We start from the raw sequence: 25,649 nt of genomic DNA on the forward strand, positions 1-25,649 counted from the left end.
GATCTGAATATGTTAAATAACCATCAAGTGATTGATAAATGTCTGAAATTACTTTCTCAAGGTTTATATCCTTATGTTGAGCAGAAAATGAGATTGGTGTATGGTAATCAATGGCTTACTCAAGCTGGACAATGTTTGTCTCCAGATACAAATTTAAAACGAACTACAGAAGAAAGTTTACAGCAAGACATATCATCATTACTTTCTGTAATGACAAAAAGATGGGATAAAGCATTTAAAGATAAAGAGCGTTTATCTAATACTGAAAGGGCATTTGCAAATGAAATTATTCAGATTCGCAATAAATGGGCGCATAATACACCATTTTCTACCGAAGATGCTTATCGCGCTATAGATAGTATTTATCGTTTATTGCAAGCGATTGAAGCAGAAGAAGCACAAGAGGTTGAAAAATATAAACAAAAAATTTTTCAAGCTTTAGTGCAAGAGCAAAATCGTAGTCAAAAACGAACACAACAACTATCTACTCAAGAAATAAAAATTAAGGAACGTTTAGCAGGAATTCTTAATAGTATTCCTTTTGAAGATGTTACTTTGTTAGAAAGATCGTTAACTCATCGTTCTTACGCCTATGAAAAGCGAATCAATAAAGATAATGAACAATTAGAATTTTTAGGAGATAGTATTTTAGGTTTCTTAGCAGGTGCTTATATTTATGAAGTGTATGGAGATATTTCCGAAGGTGAATTAAGTAAATTAAAAGAACGACTAGTTGATAATCCCCAATTAGCAAAATTGGCCAATCAATTAAATCTGGGACAATGGTTATTATTAGGGAGAGGGGAAAAATTACAAGATGGTAGTAAAAAAGAATCTCTATTAAGTAACACTTTTGAGGCTGTTATTGGTGCGTATTATCTAGATTCTGGTATCCAAGCAGTCCAGGAAATAGTATATCCTTTATTTGCATCAGTAGGTGAAGATAGGATTCCTGAAAATATCAGTTTAGAGAATTTAGAAAATGCTAAGGGATTATTACAACAATATGCTCAAAAAAATGGGTTTGATATTCCTGTATATAATACTATTCAAGAAAGTGGAACAGATCACAACAAAGAGTTTACTGTTCAAGTTGAAATAAATGGTAAAATTTATGCTCAAGGAAAAGGTAAGAGAAAAATAGACGCACAAAAACAAGCAGCCACAAATGCTTTGGAGAAACTTAAGTAAAGTTGAAGGTCTACTAATAGCTGGTATCATAGTTTAACTCCAGTATTGATCAGGAAAATCCAAACTCTTAAACTTTGCGTCTTTGCTCCTCAGCGTCTACCCTGCGGGATCTCTAAGAGAGATTGCGCGAAAATAAATTCTCAACGCAAACAACGAATTGCTTCTAATAACCCTCTAGCTTTATTGAGAGTTTCTTCATATTCCTTTTCTGGGTCAGAATCAGCCACCAAACCTGCACCAGCTTGGACAGTTACCGTTTGATTATGTAATACCATAGTTCTGATAGCGATCGCACTATTCAATTGTCCTTCAAAATCGTAATACCCATACACACCAGAATACACACCCCGACGGCTGGGTTCTAATTCATTAATAATTTCCATCGCCCTGATTTTAGGCGCACCGCTGACAGTCCCAGCAGGAAAACACGCTTTGAGTAAATCCCATGCAGTTTTACCCGGCGCTAACTTACCTACCACATTACTGACAATGTGCATAACATGAGAGTAGCGTTCAACGATCATTAATTCATCAACCTTCACACTACCACTGCTGCACACCCGCCCTAAATCATTGCGTCCTAAATCTACTAACATGACGTGTTCGGCGATTTCCTTGGGGTCTTGAAGTAAATCAGCGGCTAAAGCGGCATCTTCCTTTGTAGTTTTCCCTCTGGGTCGAGTTCCCGCAATGGGACGGACTGTGGCGATAATTTCCCCTTCATCATTGCATTCGGCTTTGACCATGACTTCGGGGCTAGAACCGATAATTTGCCAGTCTTGGAAGTTAAAATAAGCCATGTAAGGCGAAGGATTGATTTGCCGCAGAGAACGGTACAAAGCGAAGGGATTGCCTGTATATGCTGTGGATAAGCGTTGTGAGATGACGACTTGGAAAATATCACCAGCTTTGATATGTGCTTTGGCTTTTTCCACACTGGCGCAAAATTCTGTCTGGGTAAAGTTGCTGGTATAGTCCTCTATGCCCGCTTTAGGCTTGTTTCCGGGGGCTGTCCAAGCTAATTTGGTGTTTTCTGGTGATAGGGGCAAAGATAGCTTCCTGACCATTTCCTGAATGCGATCGCTCGCCTTTTGATATGCTACCTCTAACCCTGCTGGATCACGTAAATCTGCGTAGGCGATCGCCCAAATTTTCCGTTTTACCTGGTCAAAAATCAATAATTGGTCTACCTGCATCCATAATCCATCAGGGATGTTGCGCTCATCTTGAGCATGAATTGGTACACGCGGCTCAATCCAATTAATTAATTCATAGCCCCAAAACCCAAATAAACCACCAATTCCTGAAGGTAATTCCGGTAATTTTACTGGGTGATATGGTGCTAAACATTCAGATAAAACTGTAAACGGATCACCTATAAAAACCTGTTGATCACCATTTCGATGGGTTTGGGTTGTTTTATCACCCCTAGCTTCCAAAATCCACAAAGGATCACAACCTAAGAAACTATAACGCCCTACAGTTTCCCCACCTTCCACCGATTCCAGCAAAAAGCTATAAGGTTGATCTGCACAAACTTTATACCAAGCGGATACAGGTGTATCTAAGTCGGCTATCCATTCCTGATACACTGGCACAAAATTACCTTGGACAGCAAGCTTTTGAAACTGGTCGAAATCGGGGAAAATCATAAATAATTAAAAATTGACAATTAAAAATTAAAAATTAACAACGAGCTTTTAGTCATGGGTAAGGGGGCAAAATTTTTCTTTTTTCCCTATTACCCATTACCCACTACATAACGATTAGTTGACAACGGCGTAAATCAACCAACAATTAAAAATCACACAAAAAGCTAGTTATTTCTGCTTTTTTAATTTTTAATTGTTAATTTTTAATTCCGCCCTGCGGTACTAAGCATCGTGAGTAGCTTTACCGCTGAATTTGATTTGTGCAGGGTTGGGGTTTTGACCGATTCTGCGGGGTACGTGACGCACCATAGAACGTCCAGCATTTACTTTTTCAGGGAAAACGCCATCAGCAGGGTGAATCATGGTAGTTTCGCCGCCGGGGAGAATGCGGTAAACTTTGTAGTCGGTGATTTTGAATTTGCGAAGTTGCGCGCCTAAAGCAATACCGTACTCTTTGCGAGCAATGTAAAGTAGGTTTTCGCCTTTTACCATTTTAGCCGCGCCACCTGTGGGCATTTCAAAGACTTGCTCTTTAGGGCTTGTCCAGGTGATAGCGTACTTTTCTTCTACATCAGCTTTTGTGAGTAATCCGCCAGTGCTGCCACCAAAGATTGGGGTTTTTCCAGTCAAAGTTGCCATAAACTGTCTCTTGTAGGTTTTTACGGCATACTAACATTGGAACTCGACTTATGTTGCGATCGCGTTATAGACTGTAACAGTTTTTAGTAATTAGTTGGTGGTTAGTTGTCAGTTGTCCGTTGTTTGTTGTCAGTAGGGGCGAAGCATTTGGAAGATAAATTATCGGTCATTGCCAAAAATAGTTCCCCAAAGGCTTCGCCCGTACAGTGGTTAGTTGTTAATTATTTTCCTGGCTGCCTTGGACGATGGGAATTGTAAAATGAAATTGACTGCCTTGATCTTTACCTGTGGATTCTGCCCAAATTTTTCCGTCCCAGCCGTTGACAATTTGGCGACAAATTGCTAAACCCAATCCAGTACCGCCGGTTGTTCGCCGTAACGCCCCTTCTTCCTGGTAGAAGCGGTCAAAAACGATTTCTAGGCGGTTGGGTTCAATTCCCCTTCCTGTGTCCGCTACGGTGACTTCTAGCATCTCCTGACTATTGCTAATGGCTTTAATAATAATTTGCCCAGAAGAGGGAGTAAATTTACAAGCATTATCTACAAGTTTGGCGATTACCTCCACTAACCAATCACCGTCAGCCCTGACTAAAGGTAGGTTGGCAGAAATTTGAGTTGTGATCTTGGGTATTTTTTCTTGGCTAGAGCGCGTCCGTAAGCGACTGAGGGCTAAATCTACACATTCTTGGATGGTTAATGATTCAGGATGCCATTCTACCCGACCACTTTCTAAGTTAGAAAGGGTTAAAAAGTCTTGTACGAGTTTCCGCATTCTTTCGGAGTCTGCAAGGGCTGTACTCAACATTATTTGTTGCAATTCCCAAGGCATATCCGGTTCTGTAGCCAGGCTTTCTAAACAAACTTGAATGGTAGATAGGGGGGTACGGAGTTCATGACCGGTAATGGCAATTAAGTTACTGCGGGTGCGGTCTAAGGCTTCTAGTTGTTGGTTGAGTTCTTCTAAATTGGCAAAAGATTCGGCTTGAATCAGGGCTGCACCAATTTGAGTAGCGATCGCCTTCACTAAGTCTAACTCCCCTGGTTGCCATTCATGGGGAGGAAAATGGCAATCGTGTAACTCCACAATTCCCAATAGTCGCCCTTGATATAATACGGGTTCGATTAACCAAGAACGCACGCTAAACTTCTTCACAATTGACGATAAGGCTGTTGATTTCTTTATTTTGGAGTCCCCCACGGTATCAGCTACACATACTCCCTCCTGTTGTCGTAGCACCTGCTGAAACAGGGGATTATTTTGTAACTCCCAACTTTGCCCCAGTACAGATGTAACATTAGAGTTCAAAAATTCATGTTCGATTATAGCTTTGGCATCTGTAGCTTGGGCGCGATAAATTAGACAACGACAGGCTTCTAAATGTTGTCCCAACTCCTGAGCCGCAACTTGGAGAATTTCTCGTGGATCAAGCGATCGCCTAATTGCTGTACTAATGGAATTTACCAACCGTTCTTTCCTTGCTTGATCCGCAATCGCACGGTAAGCTTTATGCAGCTTATACTGACTAGCTTGCAGATATGTCACCAACCTCTGCACAAAAGGATCGGTATCAATATCATCTACATATTTATGATTTAAATTAACTTTTAACTCGTTTTTTGATTCCTTAATATTTAACCGCTGCTTCACTTCATCAACTTTAGCCGCTAAATCTGGCCGATAAATCTCAATTCTATCTAATAACAATTGAGCGGCTTTTAAGCATACCCCTTTTTCCGATGTCCAAATCCCCTCAAATCTTCGCGCTGTATCCATATCCAAACTAGGAATCATCTCTGGGATATATTGATTTTTGGCCAGAGAACCCAGGCTTTCTCGACAGATTAAGCAAGTAGCATAGTTATCAGCAATTACTAGCAAATGCCATTCTTGCGCTAAAGCATCATCAGGCTCAAAAGCGACCTTTTCATAATATTCTGAGCTATTAGCAAACTCTGTTTCTGGTGCAGATAATACATATATTTGATTACTTTTTTGTGCAAGTCGCTGATAACGATGAGCTTCTTGCCGGTAAAATCGCTCTTGCTGGAAACTAGCAATGATCAAAGGACTGTCTAAATTGGCTGCTAAAACTTGATCTTCCATTGCATGGGAGAGAGCGGTTAGTGAAGCCTTAAAATATAATTGAGGTCGCAGATGGGGGAGTGAGTTTAGTAAATCACTCAGCACGGAAGTGGAAATACTCATTAGTCATTAGTCATTAGTCAGTGGTCAGTGGTCATTAAACACATATTACCTGTGATCTATTACCCTTATCTATTACCAGTCGCAAGAACATTTATCTATTTTTTTTAACCTCAATATAGGTTTGTTCGTACCTAATGTAGTCGGGGCAATGTATAAGCTTAACGGACTTGCTTGCATAATTTGGCATTTTGGAAATTCATATCCTCATTTTAGATTAGCCTAAAAAGACTGTTTATATTTGTCTTCCGTAAATCTAGGAATCTAGTTTTTGGTAAAATTGCCAAAAATATTAAATTTTAGTTAAAAATCACAAAATAGTCCCAATATAGGCTATTTAACTCTATAGCCTGTAATTATTGCCCAAAAAATTCTGTAAGTGTTTATCACTGAGATGAAATTTCCATCAATGCTAAAATTAGTCTCTGGCTTTATTTACAAAAGTTAATTTATTCAGGTCATCCCCATAATTCCTCCAGGTTAATAAAATGACAGATGCTCATATTCCCCAACTCGATAATTGTAGTTCCACAACCCTACTCAAATATTTTGAAAATTCCTGGGAACTGGAAGAAACCTTAATGAAGAGTTTGGTTAAAGAAGAAACATTTTATCTAAATCCCGATCCTTTAAGAAATAAATTAATTTTCTATCTTGGACATCCGGCTGTTTTTTATATTAACAAATTAATTCAAGTGGGATTAATAAAAAGTCGGATTAATCTCCAATATGAAACTCTATTTGAAATAGGAGTTGATCCAGAAACACCAGCAGAACTAGAGGTAGCCATTCAAAGAGTCAACTGGCCTGATATCAAAAAAGTTTGGGAATATCGAAACAAAGCCAGAGCAGAAATTACCACAATCATTAATAAGACTCCTTTAGATTTACCCATTCATCAACAGCATCCTATTTGGGCTTTATTAATGGGAATAGAACATAGTCGTATTCATGTCGAAACCTCTTCCATGCTGCTGCGTCAATTACCCGTTGAGAACTTAAAACGTCCCCAAGGATGGAATTATGCACCGACTAATGGAGAAATTCCCCATCATCAAATGCGAGAAGTTCCTGGTGGTGTAGTAAAATTAGGAAAACGCCAAGATGATTTAACTTTTGGTTGGGATAGTGAATATGGTCATTTAGAAGTTGAAGTAAAACCATTTTTAGCAAGTCAATATCTCATTACCAATGGAGAATTTTTAGAATTTGTCCAAGCCGGTGGTTATAATAATGTAAATTATTGGCATACTGAATCTTGGACATGGAAACAACTCTACAATATCCAATATCCCAAATTCTGGATACACCAAGAAAATAACTATCGCTATCGTGCTACATTTGATGAACTAGATTTACCTTTAGATTGGCCTGTAGAAGTTAACCATTATGAAGCCATGGCATTTTGTCGGTGGAAAGGTAAAAATACTCGGTTAATGACAGAAGCAGAATGGCATCAAGCCTTAAAAATATCTGAAGATTCCAGTTTAGCAAATAACTATAATCTTAACTTACAATTTATTTCTCCCACGCCTGTAGGAATGTTTTCAGAAAATCATCAATCTGGACTTTATGACCTACGGGGTAATGTCTGGGAATGGTTAGGGGAAACATTCAAACCCTTACCAGGATTTAAAACTCACCATCTTTATGAGGATCAATCTGCACCCTTTTTTGATGATAAACATTTTATGATGTTGGGTGGTTCTTGGGCAACGAATGGTACAATGGCTTTACCTTGTTATCGTAACTGGTTTCGTCCTTATTTTTATCAGCACGTCGGTTTTAGAGTTGCTGAAAGTTTGGATTAATAAAATCGAGATCTCCGACTTCTTTTTTTATTTTGTGAATAAATTATCAATTGATATCAGAAGTCGGGGATCTTATAATCACTCTAGAGGATTTAGAAAATGATTGCACAGCCTTTAACAGTTTTAGATCATCATTATCAAGAGTTAAGTATTGATGGCAAGGATGTTATTAAGGGGTTAACTGAAAAACTGAAAAGTTTACCTCCCAAATATTTTTATGATGATCCTGGTTCTCAATTATTTGAAAAAATTTGTGAGTTACCAGAATATTATCCGACTCGCACAGAAGCCTGGATTTTACAACAATACGCTGATGAAATTGCTGCAATTACAAATTGTTGTGAGTTGATAGAATTAGGTAGTGGTAGTTCTACGAAAACTCAAGCTTTATTAACGGCTTATCAAAAAATTGCTAATTCTTGTAGATATCTTCCTATTGATGTTAGTGGGGGTATTCTGAAAACTAGTGTTTTGCAGTTGCAAGAGAAGTATCCTGATATTGCTATTCATGGGTTATTAGGAACTTATGAACAGGCTTTGGTTCATCTAGAATCGAATTATTTACAATCACGGATGTTGTTTTTTCTGGGAAGTTCATTAGGGAATTTTAATCAGGAAGAATGTGATATTTTCTTAAATCAAGTTTCTCGAACCTTACAACCAGGAGATTACTTTCTGCTAGGGATTGATTTACAAAAGCCCCAGGATATTTTAGAAGCTGCTTATAATGATAGTCAGGAAGTGACTGCTGCTTTTAATTTGAATATGCTTTCTCATTTAAATTGGCGGTTTCAAGGTAATTTTGATATCAGTTTGTTTAAACATCAAGCGGTTTATAATCAAGTTGATCATCAAATTGAAATGTATTTACATTGCCAAAAAAGCCATTGGGTATCTTTAGAACTTTTGGATTTAAAGATTTCCTTTGAAGCCGGAGAAAGTATCCTTACAGAAATTTCTCGTAAGTTTAATTTAGCAACAATGGAAAAAAACTTGTCAGATAAAGGATTGAAAACTGTGAAAACTTGGACAGATGAAAAAGGCTGGTTTGGATTGATTCTTTGTCAAGTTGAATAATTTTGATTCTCATATCAGCATTCAGTTAAGAAGATTTAGGAAAATTTATAAAATTATGAATGCTGATTATTTACTTTGCAATTCCAGATTTTTTTTATTGTCAAATTAATTTCATTAATTTACTAGGTGAGTTATGAATAAATTTCTGCTGCCTTTATCAGATTTAGATAAGCAAAATTTTTCTAAAGGTTATTGTATCATAGATAATTTCTTGTCTCCTCAACAATGTCAAGATTTATTAGGATTAATTACTGAATATAGAAACAACCATAAAATACCAGAAGTTCTTAGAGATAAAGCACAAAAAGATAGCAGATCCCTTCATTACTTGGTTATTAATGGAGTACAGATAGAAACTCATTTATCAAAGATTTGGCATATATATCATGATGTAAATGATGTTGTTAAAAATTTAAGCGCACATCATTTAACAATTTTAGATAATAAACGAGTAGGACTAAATATTAATATTATGAAAGGAGGTTGTGAATATCGCTGGCACTATGATAGAAACGCAATTACAGTAATTTTGTATTTAAATGAAGTGCAGGGAGGAAATACTGAAGTTTATCCTAACTATCGCTTACATTTGGGAAAATATAAATACACTAAGCTGCAACAGAAATTAGACTTGTTACTACAAACAAATTTTATTTGGCGTTTATTTAGCAAAAAACATATAGTAGAACCACGTCAAGGTAGAATTTTAATTATGCAAGCAGATAAATGTTTGCATAGCGTTAGTTCAGTTGATGGAGATCAAGAGAGAATCAATATCATTATGGCTTATGACTACCTAAACAATCATTCTCCTATCGAAAAGCATCTTGATTCTTATCTTTATACTCAAGAAGAATCTGTTTACCAAGATCCAAATTATTTGGGGTAGCTGAGAATTTATATATTTTGTCAGTGATTTAAAAACTCATAGATTTAAAAGGAGTTTATAACCATGAAACCAAATCCTATTCCTCCACAACCAGGACAAGAATCTGTTTGGGACTATCCCCGACCAGCAATTTTACAGGATACTGACAAACATATAAAAGTGATTTTCAATGATATTATTTTAGCCGAAACACATCAAGCAAAAAGGGTTTTGGAAACCAGTCATCCTCCTAGTTATTATATTCCTGCTGAAGATTTTAAAGCAGAATATTTGATAGCCACACCTAGAAAAACTATGTGTGAATGGAAAGGTATATGTCAATATTACGATGTTTCTGTAGGAGATAAATATGTAAATAATGCTGTTTGGAAATATATTCAGACTACTCCTAGTTTTAGCTCAATTCAAGAATACTACGGTTTGTATGTCAGTTTAATGGATGCTTGTTATGTGAATGATGAATTAGTTAAAGCGCAAACAGGTGATTTTTACGGAGGGTGGATAACTTCTGATATTGTTGGACCATTTAAAGGTGAACCAGGAACTATGTGGTGGTAAAGGATAAATTTATCTGAGTTTATCTGCGTCTATCCTCTTCTACCTGTGGTTAATTCTTTTTTCGGTGTACCTCACTTGGATGAGAATCGCTATATTACTGGTTGTGATATAATAGTGTTTGTAGACCGAAACCCAATCATTTGAAACCAAAGGAATGATTTAAGCAATGAACAAATCACAGCTTAATTTGATATTACAAGAAGTTAAACAAGCTTTGCAAAAACTTTATCAAAACCAACTGGAAGCAATTATTTTATATGGTTCTCAAGCGAGGGAAGACGCTAAAGAATTTTCTGATATTGATATTCTGGTTGTTCTGAAATCAGAGATTAACCCCTATCATGAAATTGATAAAACCAGTCAAATAATTTCAACTATTTGTCTAAACAACGATGTTGTTATTTCTCGTCACTTTATCTCTTCAGCAAAGTTTGAAAATGAAAATACTCCCTTTAATTATAATGTCAAAAAAGAAGGTATTTTTCTATGATATCGGAGGAGCAAAAATTTATAAGAAAAGCTAAAGAAAGTTTACTAGCTTCTGAAATTCTAGCAGAAAATAAATTATATAACTTTGCTGCTTCCAGAGCTTATTATACCATGTTTTATATTGCCGAAGCCTTTTTGTGGCAGCAAGGGTTAACTTTTTCAAGTCATTCTGCTGTGATTTCATGTTTCGGTCGAGAAGTTGTTAAAAAGGGAATTGTTCCCCTTGAATTTCACCGTTATCTGATTGATGCTCAAGATAAAAGAACACAAGGAGATTACAGTATTGATGATACCCTTCAGTTGAGTGAGCAAAATGTGAGAATTTTGATTGAACAAAGTAAAAAATTTATTGAAATTCCCGAGAAAACCTTATAAAAAATTTTATATTTTTGAGAATCAAACATCTGAATATTATAATTGTTGAGATTTTAACCACTCACTGACAACTCTTTCCACTGGTTGAGATTGGTTATCTACTTGATAATTCATCTTTTGGATTGCAGTTGTAGAAATTTTACATCTCACTTCGTTCCATATGGCTAACGCCAGGCAACGCTTACGCAATGACATTGTGTAATTAATTCTGTCTCACTACTTAGTATTAGCAAGCGATCGCACTATAGTCTCTGAGTGAAAAAAGAACCAGAGAGAAGAAAATATAGAAATTCTGATCTTCTTCCCTGGTTAATGATCAATTCAATTCCAATACTTGTCGGTTATTGAAAAACAAAGTTGGTATTGATATCCAAACCGGTAACGCCATTAACAATAGCAACAGTTTGACCAAGTAACCCGATTTCCGTATTCCCATTGAGAACATTGAGAGTCAAACTGCTAGAGGAAATACCAAGAACACCGATGACATCAGTGCCTTTTTGGAAGTCAAGCACAGTATTAGCAGCTTTGGGTAGTTCAGCATTGACAATCCAGAATTGGTCAGCGCCAGCACCACCGGAAATTAAGTTACCACCACCAAGACTAACGTAGAATTTATCATTGCCATCACCGCCGAGGGCGCGACCATTAGAACCAAGGTAGAAGGTGTCATCACCCACACCACCTGAGAGGCGATAGCCGCTTACATCTCTCGCTTCAAGGTGATCATTGCCAGAGCTACCAAACACAACGTCATTATTGCCAGCGAAAATTGTGTCATTACCGCTACCAGAATCTATGCGGTTACGTCCTGCAATGGGAGAAGATACTGTTTGTGCTTCAATTTCATCATTACCAGCGCCAGTGAACACAGTATCATTAATCCCATCAAAGGTAGTATTAGCTGCACCAGCAATTAATATATCAGCACCAGTTGTTCCTGATACTACCTGAGTTGCTTGTTGAGATGCCGCAAATTCGGGTGTCACACCAAACATAGTTTGGTACATGACATTGTAAATCTCGGTGTTGTCCAAGGTGCTGGATAGTTTATCTGCATTCATCCCATGGGCTTTAGCAACAATGCTACCAGGGAAATCGGGAGTACCGACCCAAGCTACACCGAAGTTACCCATTGGTCCATCAATGCTGCTTTTAGCTGCGAAGGGTTTCCAAGGATCTGCAACTGTGCCTGTACTACCATTAACACCATCTAAAACTGCCTGATTTGTATTAGTTGTAGTGGGGTTAACACGAATAAATGGCGCACTAGGCTCAGTATCCGCTAGTGTAGGGCTAGAGGTAGAGTTACCAGCGGGACGGGTGTAAGGCTCAAATTGGAAAACTTGCAATCCACCAGCATCGCTATCTGCGGTTGTGATCACCAAAGTATTAGGATCTTGGGTGTTGATGTAGTTCATGGCTACACCGATCGCTGCATCAGCCCGGCGAACAGCTTCAATAGTGCCAACTGCATTGTTGTTATTAGCAAAGTTGTCACTACCTTCCTCTTCCACTACCACAAAGAAACCATCAGGGTCTTTGTTGAGGATTTTTAAAGACGCATCTAGCATCTCTGCTACTGTCGGTGCAGTGTTTAGGTAGAGAGGTAAGGGATTAGCAGTGTTTAATCCTAATTGTTCTTCCCTGCGATCGTCAAAGGTGTGGTTTGCAGCAAAAACTCCGAGTAACTTTGTGGAAGCAGTAGCACTTGCTACGGCAGTGTTCATTTGCGCTTCTGTGTAGACCACAGTATAGCCCAAGGATTTTGCTAAATCAATCAGGTTAGTGGTGGGACGATCTTCGGCATCAGCGAAAGCAGCATCAATTGCGGCGGTAACGTGAAAACCAGTAGTACCTTTAGGTAAGAGGTAAACTTCACCGCCGGCCATGATGATCTGAGTGCCAGAACGAATCACCTGTTCGGCAATTTCGGCGGTTTTATCACGGGCGCGGATGGTGTTGCCAACGCGGTTAGTGGTGGCAGCAGCAAAAGCGGCTGTTCCCGGTTCACCAATATGACCTGATTGAATAAGGGCGGTTGCTTTACCAGCGGCGATCGCTTCTTCTAAAATTGTGTAGCCAACTTTACCAGAAGCAGGAGTAATAATAGATTGGTCTTCATTCAAGCCAAAGGACTCGTTGAATACCTTCACACCGTTAGCATGGGTGACAGCCCCGGCATTGGAAGTACCAGTTAACTGGTTTTCCATGTGTCCTAGATAGACACCTGCATTGGACATCTTGTCCCAGTTGAGCCTACCATCAGGACCAAGATCAACATTGCGGGTTGCCATGTAGTGAGAAGGACTTGTACCATCTGGATGGATAAAAATCACATTCCCAGTTGACTTGGTAGCTTTGGGGGCTGGTGTGGGGTCAGGATTCCGAGATACCAATTCCTTATTGAATAGAGTCTCGTACATCAACTCATAGATCTTGGTATTATCCAAGGTTGCAGGTAATTTATCTGCATTTAAACCATGAGCTTTAGAAACAATAGAACCGGAAAAATCAGGTGTACCAGCCCAACCAATACCAAACTTGAACACATCACCACTAGCATCTGGTGCAGCTACAAAAGGCGCAGTGTTAGCACCAGTTTGACCATCTAAGGGTACGTTACGGTTCGTTGTAGTGGGGTTATTATTAACAGTACCTACGGTTGCACCAGTGCGGGGATCTACTACTTGCAAACCACCAGCATCACTATCAGCAGCAGTAACCATCAAGGTGTTAGGATGCTTTTTGATAAATTCCATTGCTACACCAATGGCTGCATCTGTGCGGCGCAATCCTTCTAAAGTTCCAGCCGCGTTGTTGTTGTTCCCGAAGTTGTCTGTACCTTCCTCTTCCACAATGGCAATAGAACCATTCTTGAAGTTGGGGTGTTTTTCCATCAACTTCTGGGTTACATCCAGCATCTCGGCAATGGTGGGTGCTGTAGCCAGATATAGTGGTAAATTGTTAGCTGCTAAAACTTCTTCAGGGCGATCGTTAAAAGTGTGAACAAGTGCAAATACACCTAATACTTTGGTTGGGGCTGTAGGTAAATTAAGTAAAGCTTTGAGTTCGTCTGCTGTATAAACAACTGTATAACCTTTGCTCTTTGCCAGTTCAATCAGGTTTTCCGTGGGGCGTTGCACAGGACTGGTGCTAATACTATCCATTTGAGCAGCAGTTCCGTGAAAACCATTTGTACCAACGGGCAAAAGGTTCAGTTCACCACCACCCATGATAAAGTCAACGCCTGAGTTAATTACCTGTTTGGCAATTTCCGCAGTTTGGGCGCGAGGTACGGTGATACTTCCATTACCGTTAGTAATTTCCTGTGTCTTAGCAACAAAGGCGGCTGTACCAGGTTCATAGATCGCTCCAGATTGAACTAGGGCGGTAACTTTACCTGCATCTCTAGCTTCTTCAACAATGGTTTTGGTAGTTCCAGAAAGGGATGTGATGGGTAAATTCCCTAGTTCATAACCAAAAGACTCCGCATAAACTTTAACGCCTGTAGCGTGAGTCACAGCACCAGCATTAGATGTTCCACCCAACTGGTCTTCCATGTGACCGAGGTACACACCAGCATTGGACATCTTGTCCCAATTTAAACGTCCATCAGGACCCTTATCTATAAATCTTGCAACAGCATAGTGAGATGGACTAGTTCCATCTGGGTGCATGAAAATGACATGATTACCTGTTGTCATAAAACCTCTCAATTGGTTAGTTCAGTTTTTGCAAGTAATATTCAAATAATCATGCTTATGTTAAGAAAGGTTACTGCAACAGGTTAACTTAAATTTATTTAGGGATTGCTAAAAAAAATGTAACTTATTATGCTACATAATGAATTACCAGAATATGGGATTAAACAAAGCAAAAAATTTATGGAAATTGCTGATAAAACTTTATAAGTTTTAAAAATCACAATTGTTGAGATTTTAACCACTCACTGACAACTTTTTCCACGGGTTGAGATTGATTATCTACTTGATAATTCATTTTTTGGATTGCAGTTGTAGAAATTTTACCTCCTAATTGATTAATTGTATCTGTTAATTCTGGATATTTTTGGAGAATTTCTTGATTAAAAATAGGTATGGCTTGATAAGGTGGAAAGTATTTTTTATCATCTTCTAAAATCACTAAGTTTAAAACTGGAATTAAACCATCTGTAGAACTTGCAGCAATAAAATCTACTTGTTTTTCTTTTAATGCTTGATACATTAATCCTAATTCCATTTGTTTAATATTGGCAAATTTTAAGTTGTAGGTTTTAGATAATCCTGGATAACCATCTTCACGTTCTAAAAATTCATATCCAAATCCTGCTTTCATTTGTGGACTATATTTACCAGCTTCAGAAAGGCTTTTAATTTGCCATTTTTTGGCATCTTCTTCTCTGATAATCATGGCAAAGGTATTCTCAAATCCTAAAGGCTTCATCACTGCTAATTTCAATTTTTGATCATAGTATTCTTTGACTTTTTTATAAACACTTTCAGGATCACTAATTGGTTTTTCTTTTAAAATAGTCGTAAATGAAGTTCCTGTATATTCCACGTACCCGGCAATTTTTCCCGCTTTTACTGCTTCATGAGCAATAAATGTTCCTCCTAAGTTAAAACGACGATCTACTTTTAATTTGGTATGATTTTCTATGTGTTGTGCTAATAGTTCTCCTAAAATTACTTGTTCTGTGAAATTTTTAGAACCGATAATAATTTTTGCTGGTGCTTGTTGATAGTTAAAAGCTATTAATCCTGCGATAATTAAGGTGATTATTCCCAAAACAATACCTATTTGCTGATTAAATTTACCTTTGTTTGCTATTTGTTTTGTAAGGTTTTTTTCTAATAATTCTAAACCGAAATCTGCACTCAAAGCAATTACAGCAGCGGGGACTGCTCCGGCTAAAATTAATTCATTATTAACTGTGGAAATACCGCGAAAAATAAATACTCCTAAACCACCACCACCAATAGCAGCAGCAATTGTGGCAATTCCTACGGATATAACGGTGGCTACTCTTACCCCTGCTAAAATGACTGGTAAAGCTAGGGGAATTTCTACTTGCAATAGTAATTGTTGATCTGTCATTCCCATGCCTATCCCGGCTTCTTTAATGGCGGGACTGATGCTATTAATGCCAATATAAGTATTGCGAATTATGGGAAGTAAGGCATAAAGAGTTAAGGCAACTATGGCGGGGATTTTGCCAATTCCTCCCAGAAAAGGTACGGAAATTAAAAAGCCGAAGATGGCTAAACTAGGGATGGTTTGAATGGCATTTGCTAAACCAAGAATGGGGGAAGCTAATTTTGATTGACGAGTGATCAGAATGCCGACAGGAAGACCAATGGAAATGGCGATCGCTAGGGATATAATGACTAATATTAAATGTTCTCCACTATGGAAAATTATTTCTGTACCGTATTGAAAGAAAAACATAGTTTTTGGATTTTTATCTAATTTTAATTAAGTTCTTCCCAACTGTTACCAATATTTAAACAAGCTAGAAATGCTTTTGCTTCTGGATGTTGAGATTGGAGAAATTCCCTTCTTGTTCCTAATACTACTAAATTTCCTTCACACATTAAACCAATTCTTGTGGCTAAAAAGAAGGCTTCTTGAATATCATGGGTGACAAATATCACGGTTTTTCCTAATTGTTGTTGTAAATATTGAAATTGTTGTTGTAATTCTAAACGGGTAATTGGGTCAAGTGCGCCAAAAGGTTCATCCATTAATAGTATAGGTGGATCTGCGGCTAAAGCTCTAGCAACTCCCACTCGCTGACGTTGACCTCCTGATAATTGATGGGGATAACGTTGAGCAAATTTTTCTGGTTCTAATCCCACTAAGTTTAACATTTCATAGACTCTATTTTGAATTTTCTGTGGTGACCATTTTTCTAAAGATGGTACAAGTCCGACATTTTCAGCGATGGTAAAATGGGGAAATAAACCGGTTTCTTGGATGACGTAACCTATCCGTCTTCTCAGTTTAATGGCATCCCAGTTAGTTGTGGGACGATTTTGAACTAAAACTTGTCCTTGGGTGGGAATAAGTAAATGATTAATTAATTTTAAAGTTGTGGTTTTTCCACTCCCACTGCGTCCTAATAAAATTAATGCTTCCCCTTGATAAATGCTCAGATTTAAGTTAGATAATAGGGGACGGTGATTAATGGCAAAACTGGTATTTTGAAACTCAACGGCAATTTCTGATGTTGTTGACATAATGGTTTCGTTAAACAAAATTAATGTGGTCATATCCCCGTCAGATCCCCGACTTCTTAGAGAAGTCGGGGATCTTATTTATGCTTATTTATTCAATATCAGTATGAAAAGAAACAAAGGTGGTGGGTATTTTTGATTCACCTCTTTCTACTTTTTTGAGATTTTATGCCTGAGTAAGTATTCTCTACCTCTAGCACCTCTCAATGTTTATGAAGGAATAAACCCTTGGAAAACAGCCAGTTTTCAGGCTTGACTTCTAATTAATAAGGTATACATTTATAGAAATTCATTGTCTTAGATTTAATTACTTTTGTTTTTTAAGAGTATTGATTTGAGCAAATTTACACCTGTATAGGTAACTCTGGCTAATGACACCGGATACATTGATGACTCCAGAAACAATTGTCCTCGACAACAGAACTTTTACTCCCGCAGACCAAAAAGAGATTTCCGAATGGCCTTGTGTTGTCAGTCAAAGACCACAGCCAACCATTACAGTTAAAGATGATGATTTATTCCTGGTGACAGATACCATGGGCAATATTTCCGATTGTTACCTTTATGGTAGCACTCCTAGTATGGGGATGTTTTGCCGTGATACCAGGTTTTTGAGTCGTTTGGAGTTACAGATTGAAGGGCGATCGCCTATACTACTGAGTAGTAACGCTGATAAGGGATTTGCCCTCTCGGTTTTATGTACCAATCCTGATTTAGAGAATCTTTTTAAGGCTGATACTGTGGGTATTCGTCGAGAACTGGTTCTCAATGGGGCATTATTTGAAGAAATAGAGGTTGCTAACTACAACACTACCAGCATTGTTTTTGAACTGAGTCTGAGTTTTGATGCTGATTTTGTGGATTTATTTGAGGTTAGAGGTCATCATCGCCAAAAACGGGGAAGACTTTTACATTTAAATGAATTAACATCTGATCATGTTGCACCCTCATCTCCTCAAACCCATAAAGAAGAATCTCTAACCCTTGCATATCAGGGCTTAGATGCTTCGATCATGGAGTCTTTAATTCAATTTCAGCATTTGCAACCAACTCGGTTTCACGGTTCTACGGCAGTTTGGCGCATAGAATTGGCATCTCATGAAACTAAGAAGTTAGGTTATCGGCTGAATATGTTCACTGACAATCAACCTAGCTCTACTATCAGTGCTGCTTCTACTTTAGCGCAAGCAAAAGCTGCTGAATTAATGGAAGAGCAAAATTGGTTGCAGCAAATTACCCGGATTAGTTCAGACAAAAGTCTTTTTAATCGCGTTATTTCGCGGGCTGAACAAGATATATATTTATTGCTTCAGTCTTTTGGTAAACATAAAACTGTTTCTGCTGGAGTTCCTTGGTTTTCTACTTTGTTTGGTCGAGATTCGATCATTACCGCGTCCCAAACCTTGATGTTGAATTCCAAAATTGCCAAAGAAACCTTGATACTATTGGCAGAATATCAGGGTCAAACTGATAATATTTGGCGGGAAGAAGAACCTGGTAAGATCTTACATGAACTGCGGTTGGGAGAAATGGCGAGATGTCAAGAAATTCCCCATACACCCTACTACGGTACTGTGGATGCTACGCCGCTGTGGTTAATGTTGTATGCTGAATATTACAGTTGGACTCATGATCAAGAAACCTTGGAAGCACTGTGGCCAAATGCTTTAGCGGCTATGGGTTGGATTGATCGTCAACTTCAAGAAACTGGTTATCTCAGCTATGCACGCAAATCTAAAGGTGGTTTAATTAACCAAGGTTGGAAAGATTCTGGTGATTGTATTGTCAACCGCAAAGGAGAATTAGCCATTGGGCCAATTTCTCTGTGTGAGGTGCAAGCTTATGTCTATGCAGCGAAAAACCGCCTCGCAGAAATTGCCAAAATCCAACAACGCCCAGACTTAGAAGAACTTTGGCAAACAGAAGCGAGACAACTTAGGGCTAAATTTAACCAAGATTTTTGGTTAGAAGATCAAGATTTCTGTGCTTTGGCTTTAGATGGAGAAGGTAAACCAGTAGATAGTATTAGTTCTAATCCTGGCCAGTGTTTAAATTTGGGGATATTTACGTCTGCAAAAGCCTATAGTGTAGCAGAAAGACTGCAGGCTGCGGATATGTTTAATGGTTGGGGAATTAGAACTTTAAGTAGTTTGTCACCGGCTTATAATCCCATGGGTTATCATACTGGTTCAGTTTGGCCTCATGATAATTCTATGATAGCAATGGGATTGCGATCGCTCGGTTTAATTGATCAATCTCTCGAACTATTTCAAGGGTTATTCAACATGACCTCCCAGCAACCCTATCAACGTCCTCCAGAACTATTTTGTGGCTATGAAATGAACGGTGATAATGCTCCAGTCCAGTATCCCGTTGCTTGTACTCCCCAAGCTTGGGCTACAGGTAGCATTTTTCAACTATTGCAAATGATGGTGAATTTAGTCCCAGACGCACAGAATAATTGTTTGCGAATTATTGACCCAGCTTTACCAGAATCAATTAACAATTTATCTTTTCACAATTTGCGTGTTGGTGGCACGATTTTAGATTTAGAATTTGAACGAATTGGTAGCACTACCGCTTGTCGAGTTGCGAAAAAACGCGGTAATTTGCGCGTGGTGATTGAAGCTTAAATTGAACAATAAGATCCCCGACTTCTCTGAGAAGTCGGGGATCTGACTCTGACACCAATCAAATAGGATGGCTATATTCTGTAGAGATTTATCAAAAATGCCCACACATAGCAAAAGTTAATTAAACTTTCATCTGTACTTGATGTGAGCTTTATTTTTCGTATGTTAGACTTGCCTAAGTTCTAGAAATTCAGCACCCAGTATTTTTTTGGGTACTCACATAGAGCAGGTTTTCAGGGATTTTGATGAATTTTATCCATCTAGGATGACTCAATCTTCAAGCATATCATCAGTAATCATTTGTCTGTCACCATCAAGCACGACAATTACAAAAATAATCTGGGATGTCAATTTACCTGGCTCAATAAATTTGAATTGAGCTAAATTTCTATAGCTTCATTGTAGTTTTGATGCTGAATATTTTTAGCATCCTACCTTAATCTGCTGAGTATTTAACATATCAAAAACATCTTTTCCAAACTATTGAGGTTGATTAATTCATGGTTACTAGTTTTAGAAAAACAGTTCGGGGCATAGTTTTTACAAATCGCCATCTAGCAAGACTTTACTATTTTTTGAGTTTTTCTCGTCCAGTTTTACCACAATGGGTTGGTGCTGATTACTACCGCGAAAAATCATCTTGGGGATTACAACCAGAGCGTTGTCCATGTGATCTTGAATTAGTTGAATACTTACAAAAGCATCATATCCAAGATCAAACTATCTTCCATTTTGGCACAGGCTCTCATCATATTCTAGGATTGGAAAATCAGAAATTTTCTCAACCAAATGAAATTATTGGGATTACTGCTTCTGCACCCGAACATCAAGAATATGTCCGATTATCTCTTAAAGATCGTCTACTGTCCAAGTATTACAAGGTTCTCTGTACAGATATATACACCTTGACAGAGCGTTCTTTACCCATGCTCGATGTAATTTCTTTGTTTCATCTAGGCGAATTTTATATGCCTGAAGAAGCACCTTTTTTACATCATAATGAAGAATCTCTTCTAGCGATGTTTCTTAGTAAACTGAATCCCAATGGCAAAATTCTCTTCTATACAAAATCAATTGGCTGGGGTCATGCTAAACCAATGATTGAATCATTTGTAAAACAGGGGAAAATGCACAAGATTGAAGAGTATAAGAACTTATTGGTATATACCAAGGGTAGCTAAACTCACGGTAATAGAGATTGGTATCATGTTCATTTAATTAATGCAAGAGTCAGATCCTCGATTTCTCTAAGAAGTGGGGGATCTTGTTTTTCAGGGCTAGATAGGGCTATACTCAATAAAATTAACCTAAATTAATCTCAGGTGGGCGATGACTTCAGAAACATTCAATTCAGTACCAGTAACCGTTTTAACTGGCTATTTAGGCGCAGGTAAAACCACTCTATTAAATCATATTCTTACCTACGAACACGGTAAAAAAGTTGCCGTTATTGTCAACGAATTTGGCGAAGTAGGTATTGATAATCAATTGGTAATTGATGCAGATGAAGAAATATTTGAAATGAATAATGGCTGTATTTGTTGTACAGTTCGTGGTGATTTAATTCGCATCATTGGCAACTTAATGAAACGCCGTGATAAATTTGACCATTTAGTCATTGAAACCACTGGACTAGCTGATCCTGCACCTGTAATTCAAACGTTTTTCGTAGATGAAGATCTACAAGATCAACTATCATTAGATGCAGTTGTCACAGTTGTTGATGCTAAACATATTTGGCAACATTGGGAAGCGGACGAAGCCCAAGAACAAATTGCTTTTGCTGACGTGATTTTATTGAACAAAACTGATTTGGTAACACCAGAAGTTTTAGATGAATTAGAAACCCGGATTCGGTCAATGAATGCAATGGCAAAAATTCACCGCACCCATAATTCCGAATTAGCAATGTCAGCTTTATTAGGAATTCAAGCATTTAATTTAGATCAGGCTTTAGAAATTGATCCTAATTTTTTAGGAGAAGATGCTCATGTCCATGATGAAAGCGTCTCTTCTGTAGCTATAGTCGCAGCAGGTTCTGTAAATGGTGAAAAAATCAATGCCTGGATGTCAGAATTACTCAGAACACAAGGAACAGATATCTTCAGAATGAAAGGGATTTTAAATATTGAAGATGAGGATACTCGTTTTGTTTTTCAAGGAGTACACATGATATTTGAAGGTAAAGCAGATAGACCTTGGAAAGTAAATGAAACTCGTAAAAATGAACTTGTATTTATTGGTAGAAATTTAGATGAAGCCAAATTAAAAGAAGACTTTTTTGCTTGTATGAGTTAAATAAACTAATTAGATCCCCGACTTCTTGAAGAAGTCGGGGATCTGGAAATCTGTAAATCTGTAAATAAAATATCAAAACCATGAACTTAACAACTAGCAAATCTCCAGAATTTACAAAACATTATTCCACAAAACTTGCAGATTATGTCACCGCTTTGGCTTGGTCTTCTCAAGGAGAAATACTAGCAGCTAGTTCGGCGGCTGGAGAAGTTGTTTTATGGGAAAATGGCGAATTAACAACCTTACAATCTGCTACAGATAAAGCAGTAAATTGTCTGGCTTTTTCCCATGATGGCAAATATTTAGCCATTGGTGGACAAGATGGAAAAGTAAAAATTTGGTGTGAAAATCAATTAATTAGCACTTTAGAAAATGCGCCTGTTTGGGTTGATCAATTAGCATGGAGTCCTACTCATAATCAACTAGCTTTTAGTTTAGGACCTTATGTGCAAATTTGGGATGCAGATACATTAGAAGTTATTGCTACTCTCAATTTTAATGATTCCTCAATTTTGGGAATTGATTGGCGTAAAGACGGCAAATATTTGGCTATTAACGGCTATAAAGGCGTAAAAATTTGGTCTACTCAAGATTGGGATGAAGAACCATTTATGCTTTCCATGTCTACCGTCAGTACAGCAATAGCTTGGTCTGGTGATGGTGAATATTTAGCATCTGGAAATATGGATCGGACTCTGACTGTTTTACAATGGGAAAACCCTGATCCTTGGGTCATGCGTGGCTTTCCAGGAAAAATTCGTCACTTAGCATGGTCAGAACTAAAAGCCCCTACAGGTGCGCCAATTTTGGCTGTTTCCAGTGTTGAAGGTATAGTATTATGGGAGAAGTCCCTAGATGAATCTATAGGTTGGGAAGCGCAAGTATTAACCAATCATGTAGATATTATTCAAGCAATATCTTATGCACCCCAAAGCTTGATTCTCGCTTCCGCTGGTGCTGACGGTTGGTTATGTTTATGGGATGAAAATCAAGAAGTATCACAGATTTTTACCGATACAGAAGCAGGTTTTTCTACCCTATCTTGGCATCCCCAAGGACAATTTTTAGCCGCAGGTGGTGAACAAGGTGAATTAATTATTTGGTCAACTTCTTTGGGGAATTAAAAATTAAAAATACCTTGAAATTTGCTAAGGTGTTAATTAAGGTTAAATATTTTTGGATAGGTTGTTTGGAGATAATACAGCACTTCCCGGTGTTATGAGGTACATATCTAGCGGGCAAGATGCCCGCACTACAAGAGTTTCATGATTCGACTTTGTACCTCATAAGAGCGGAAACCGCTGTAATAAATTATCACACCAGCACAAGAACAAGAAATCCTGAATTTACGGACATTAAATTTAACACCAAAACAAATAGCCGGAAAACTAGGTATCAAAGTATTAGAAGTTAATGCAACGATTCACAATCAAGCAGATTAGTAAAAGGAGAATTATTTTTTATGAGTCGGTTTTAACCGACTTTTGCTTTTAGACAGGGAATTTATTCCCTGGATATATTTGATGTTTTATTTTGTTACGCTATCTTATGCTATTTATACAAGATTCTTTTATACTAAAAGCATAACTATTGAGTAAATCAGAGTACATTAACCATGCAAGCATCAGAAACTAAGCTGCAAGAGATTATTGAAGGTAATAAACAGTATGTTGTTCCCTTGTTTCAGAGAGCCTACAGTTGGAAAAAATCTCAGTGGGAATCTCTATGGAATGATATTTTAGAACTATATCATAGCGATAATCGTCGTCCTCATTTTATGGGTTCTATTGTCACTATGCCAACTTCTGCTATACCTGAAGGTGTAAGTAAATATTTATTAATTGATGGACAACAACGTTTAACTACTATTTTTATCCTGCTTTGTGCTTTGCGAGATAAAGCTAAAAATATTCATGATGAGTTAGCCGCAGAAATTCATAATACTATTATTGTTAATCCATATAAAAAAGGTTTAGACCATTATAAACTTCAACCTACCCAGGTAGATAGACAGTCTTTTCATAGTTTAATTAATGGTCAAGATTATGTAAATAATTCTGGTATTACTGAATGTTACTTATTTTTTGAAAAAAAGATTAGACAAAGTAACTTAGATTTTTCTGATCTCAAGAAAGTAATCTGTAGTTATTTATCTATTGTGAGCGTTGTTTTAAGTACAGAAGATAATCCTTATTTAGTCTTTGAAAGTCTCAATGCTAAAGGTGAACCTTTAACACAAGCAGATTTAATTCGTAATTATTTTTTCTTGAGAATTAATACGGAAAATCAAGACGGTGCTTATAATAAATATTGGCTACCAATGCAACAAACTTTAGATATTAATTTAACGGAATTTATCAGACATTATTTAACCAGAGATGGCGTAGAAATTAAGAAAGATGAAGTTTATTTTCAGATTAAAGAAAGAATGATCAAAAGAGATGCTATTGATTATTTAAAAGATTTATATGAATTTTCGGAATATTATACAAAACTTTTAGATCCACTAAAAGAGAATAATTTAAAAATTCGTCGTTGTTTGGAAAGAATCAACCGTTTAGAAGTAGCTACTGTTTATCCTTTTTTACTTAATTGTTATCATGATTATGAAAAAAATAAACTTTCAGAAGCAGATTTTATTGCTGTTTTGCAGATTTTAGAAAATTTCATTATTCGCCGATTTATTTGTAACGTCCAAACCAGGGGATTAAATAGGATATTTTCTGTACTGTATTCTCAAGTTAGCAAAGCAAGTAATTTAGCTCATGCTGATTTTGTGGAAAGATTAAAACTAGATTTACAAAATCGAGATTATCCCAAAGATACAGAATTTAAAGATAGATTATTGGATGTTAAACTATATGGTACTGGACGTACTTGTAAAGGTAAATTAATTTTAGAATCTATAGAAGAATCCTTCTATCATAAAGAACAAGTATCTTTTACTAATCTAACTATTGAACATATTATGCCACAAACTATAACTAAATGGTGGCAAGAACATTTAGGAGAAGAGGGCGACATAACTCATGATTTATTACTGCACTCGTTGGGTAATATAACTATTACAGCTTACAATGGTGAATTATATAATGCTGAATTTATCCAGAAAAAAGAAATACTGATTAATAGTCATTTAGAAATCAATAAATACTTTGAAAATCAAGAAACTTGGAAAAGAGAAGATATAGAAAAAAGGAGTTTATATTTAGCAGAAAAAGTTTTACAAATTTGGCCTTACTTTGGTAATGAAAATCTTATGAATCCTGCGAAAACTAAGGTAAGGGGTACAACTCCCAAACAACTAAAAATTTTTAGTAAGGAATATCCTGTCAAAAGTTGGCGGGATGTTTTAGAAAAAACTTTAAATGTGATCGCTGATTTAGATCCTGATAAATTTAAGGATGTTATGGAACAATTTCCCCGTTTCATTAGTAGAGATGAAAAAGATTTTCGGGATACAAGAAAATTAGATAATGGAGTGTTTGTTAATGTCAACTTATCAGCTAGGGATATTAATGCTTTTTGTATTAAAGCTATCGAAACGGCAGAACTTTCTATAGAAGATTGGCAAGTAGAAACCACAAGTTAATTT

At 37.2% G+C, this 25,649-nt stretch carries 19 protein-coding genes; 13 read left to right on the forward strand and 6 right to left on the reverse strand.

What is annotated here, in order from left to right; genetic code table 11:
• The first annotated feature begins 9 nt into the window (after nucleotides 1–9).
• Entirely contained in the window at nucleotides 10–1,191 is a 1,182-nt protein-coding gene (gene rnc / locus HGD76_RS19415; RefSeq protein WP_168696739.1) for a ribonuclease III, read from the forward strand.
• A 140-nt stretch (nucleotides 1,192–1,331) separates the two neighbouring features.
• Here the strand turns inward: rnc and trpE are convergent, their stop codons facing one another.
• Both trpE and HGD76_RS19425 read right to left on the reverse strand, forming a co-directional pair.
• A complete protein-coding gene (trpE, locus tag HGD76_RS19420; protein WP_168696740.1) occupies nucleotides 1,332–2,843 on the reverse strand; it encodes an anthranilate synthase component I in 1,512 nt (503 codons plus the stop codon).
• A gap of 222 nt (nucleotides 2,844–3,065) precedes the next feature.
• Nucleotides 3,066–3,482 (reverse strand): photosystem I reaction center subunit II PsaD, encoded by a 417-nt coding sequence (locus HGD76_RS19425; protein ID WP_015079642.1) that lies wholly within the window; start codon nucleotides 3,480–3,482, stop codon nucleotides 3,066–3,068.
• Between the two features lie 105 nt (nucleotides 3,483–3,587).
• On the opposite strand from HGD76_RS19425, the gene HGD76_RS24985 reads away from it, so the two are divergent.
• Nucleotides 3,588–3,740 carry a hypothetical protein gene (locus HGD76_RS24985; RefSeq protein WP_210967809.1) on the forward strand — a complete coding sequence of 51 codons (153 nt, stop codon included), beginning with the start codon at nucleotides 3,588–3,590 and terminating at the stop codon, nucleotides 3,738–3,740.
• On the opposite strand, the gene HGD76_RS19430 is transcribed toward HGD76_RS24985, so the two are convergent.
• Nucleotides 3,700–5,688, reverse strand: a complete 1,989-nt coding sequence (locus HGD76_RS19430; RefSeq protein WP_168696741.1) for a DICT sensory domain-containing protein — start codon at nucleotides 5,686–5,688, stop codon at nucleotides 3,700–3,702. The genes HGD76_RS24985 and HGD76_RS19430 overlap by 41 nt on opposite strands.
• 485 nt (nucleotides 5,689–6,173) lie before the next feature.
• Between HGD76_RS19430 and ovoA the strand changes: the two genes are divergently transcribed.
• The 6 genes from ovoA (at nucleotide 6,174) to HGD76_RS19460 (ending at nucleotide 10,884) form a co-directional block, all read left to right on the forward strand.
• Entirely contained in the window at nucleotides 6,174–7,496 is a 1,323-nt protein-coding gene (gene ovoA, locus HGD76_RS19435) for a 5-histidylcysteine sulfoxide synthase (RefSeq protein ID WP_168696742.1), read from the forward strand.
• A 99-nt stretch (nucleotides 7,497–7,595) separates the two neighbouring features.
• Nucleotides 7,596–8,573: an L-histidine N(alpha)-methyltransferase gene (gene egtD / locus HGD76_RS19440; protein WP_168696743.1), complete on the forward strand. Its 978-nt coding sequence runs from the start codon at nucleotides 7,596–7,598 to the stop codon at nucleotides 8,571–8,573.
• A 133-nt stretch (nucleotides 8,574–8,706) separates the two neighbouring features.
• On the forward strand, nucleotides 8,707–9,462 hold the full coding sequence (locus HGD76_RS19445; RefSeq protein ID WP_168696744.1) for a 2OG-Fe(II) oxygenase: 756 nt from the start codon (nucleotides 8,707–8,709) through the stop codon (nucleotides 9,460–9,462).
• Nucleotides 9,463–9,525: 63 nt separating this feature from the next.
• Nucleotides 9,526–10,020 carry a DUF427 domain-containing protein gene (locus tag HGD76_RS19450; RefSeq protein WP_168696745.1) on the forward strand — a complete coding sequence of 165 codons (495 nt, stop codon included), beginning with the start codon at nucleotides 9,526–9,528 and terminating at the stop codon, nucleotides 10,018–10,020.
• Between the two features lie 166 nt (nucleotides 10,021–10,186).
• Nucleotides 10,187–10,510 carry a nucleotidyltransferase domain-containing protein gene (locus HGD76_RS19455; RefSeq protein ID WP_015079636.1) on the forward strand — a complete coding sequence of 108 codons (324 nt, stop codon included), beginning with the start codon at nucleotides 10,187–10,189 and terminating at the stop codon, nucleotides 10,508–10,510.
• Nucleotides 10,507–10,884: a HEPN domain-containing protein gene (locus tag HGD76_RS19460; RefSeq protein ID WP_168696746.1), complete on the forward strand. Its 378-nt coding sequence runs from the start codon at nucleotides 10,507–10,509 to the stop codon at nucleotides 10,882–10,884. Before HGD76_RS19455 ends, HGD76_RS19460 begins: the two co-directional genes overlap by 4 nt.
• Before the next feature lie 341 nt (nucleotides 10,885–11,225).
• On the opposite strand, the gene HGD76_RS19465 is transcribed toward HGD76_RS19460, so the two are convergent.
• The 3 genes from HGD76_RS19465 to HGD76_RS19475 form a co-directional block, all read right to left on the reverse strand.
• Nucleotides 11,226–14,591 carry an alkaline phosphatase gene (locus tag HGD76_RS19465; protein ID WP_168696747.1) on the reverse strand — a complete coding sequence of 1,122 codons (3,366 nt, stop codon included), beginning with the start codon at nucleotides 14,589–14,591 and terminating at the stop codon, nucleotides 11,226–11,228.
• A gap of 217 nt (nucleotides 14,592–14,808) precedes the next feature.
• Nucleotides 14,809–16,335, reverse strand: a complete 1,527-nt coding sequence (locus HGD76_RS19470) for a glycine betaine ABC transporter substrate-binding protein (protein WP_168696748.1) — start codon at nucleotides 16,333–16,335, stop codon at nucleotides 14,809–14,811.
• Between the two features lie 23 nt (nucleotides 16,336–16,358).
• On the reverse strand, nucleotides 16,359–17,126 hold the full coding sequence (locus HGD76_RS19475; RefSeq protein WP_168696749.1) for an ATP-binding cassette domain-containing protein: 768 nt from the start codon (nucleotides 17,124–17,126) through the stop codon (nucleotides 16,359–16,361).
• A 368-nt stretch (nucleotides 17,127–17,494) separates the two neighbouring features.
• Between HGD76_RS19475 and HGD76_RS19480 the strand changes: the two genes are divergently transcribed.
• The 5 genes from HGD76_RS19480 to HGD76_RS19505 all read left to right on the forward strand — a co-directional run bounded on the left by HGD76_RS19480 (nucleotide 17,495) and on the right by HGD76_RS19505 (nucleotide 25,646).
• Nucleotides 17,495–19,756 (forward strand): amylo-alpha-1,6-glucosidase, encoded by a 2,262-nt coding sequence (locus HGD76_RS19480; RefSeq protein ID WP_168696750.1) that lies wholly within the window; start codon nucleotides 17,495–17,497, stop codon nucleotides 19,754–19,756.
• 500 nt (nucleotides 19,757–20,256) lie between these two features.
• The gene (locus HGD76_RS19485; RefSeq protein ID WP_168696751.1) at nucleotides 20,257–20,937 is read left to right on the forward strand and encodes a hypothetical protein; all 681 of its coding nucleotides are present in this window, start codon (nucleotides 20,257–20,259) and stop codon (nucleotides 20,935–20,937) included.
• A 148-nt stretch (nucleotides 20,938–21,085) separates the two neighbouring features.
• Nucleotides 21,086–22,054 carry a CobW family GTP-binding protein gene (locus HGD76_RS19490; protein ID WP_015079631.1) on the forward strand — a complete coding sequence of 323 codons (969 nt, stop codon included), beginning with the start codon at nucleotides 21,086–21,088 and terminating at the stop codon, nucleotides 22,052–22,054.
• A gap of 80 nt (nucleotides 22,055–22,134) precedes the next feature.
• The gene (locus tag HGD76_RS19495) at nucleotides 22,135–23,178 is read left to right on the forward strand and encodes a WD40 repeat domain-containing protein (RefSeq protein WP_168696752.1); all 1,044 of its coding nucleotides are present in this window, start codon (nucleotides 22,135–22,137) and stop codon (nucleotides 23,176–23,178) included.
• Nucleotides 23,179–23,669: 491 nt separating this feature from the next.
• Complete coding sequence (locus tag HGD76_RS19505) at nucleotides 23,670–25,646, forward strand: DUF262 domain-containing protein (protein ID WP_168696753.1); 1,977 nt, start codon at nucleotides 23,670–23,672, stop codon at nucleotides 25,644–25,646.
• Nucleotides 25,647–25,649: the final 3 nt, after the last annotated feature.

It is taken from the genome of Dolichospermum flos-aquae CCAP 1403/13F, from assembly GCF_012516395.1.
Classification (GTDB): Bacteria; Cyanobacteriota; Cyanobacteriia; order Cyanobacteriales; family Nostocaceae; genus Dolichospermum; species Dolichospermum lemmermannii.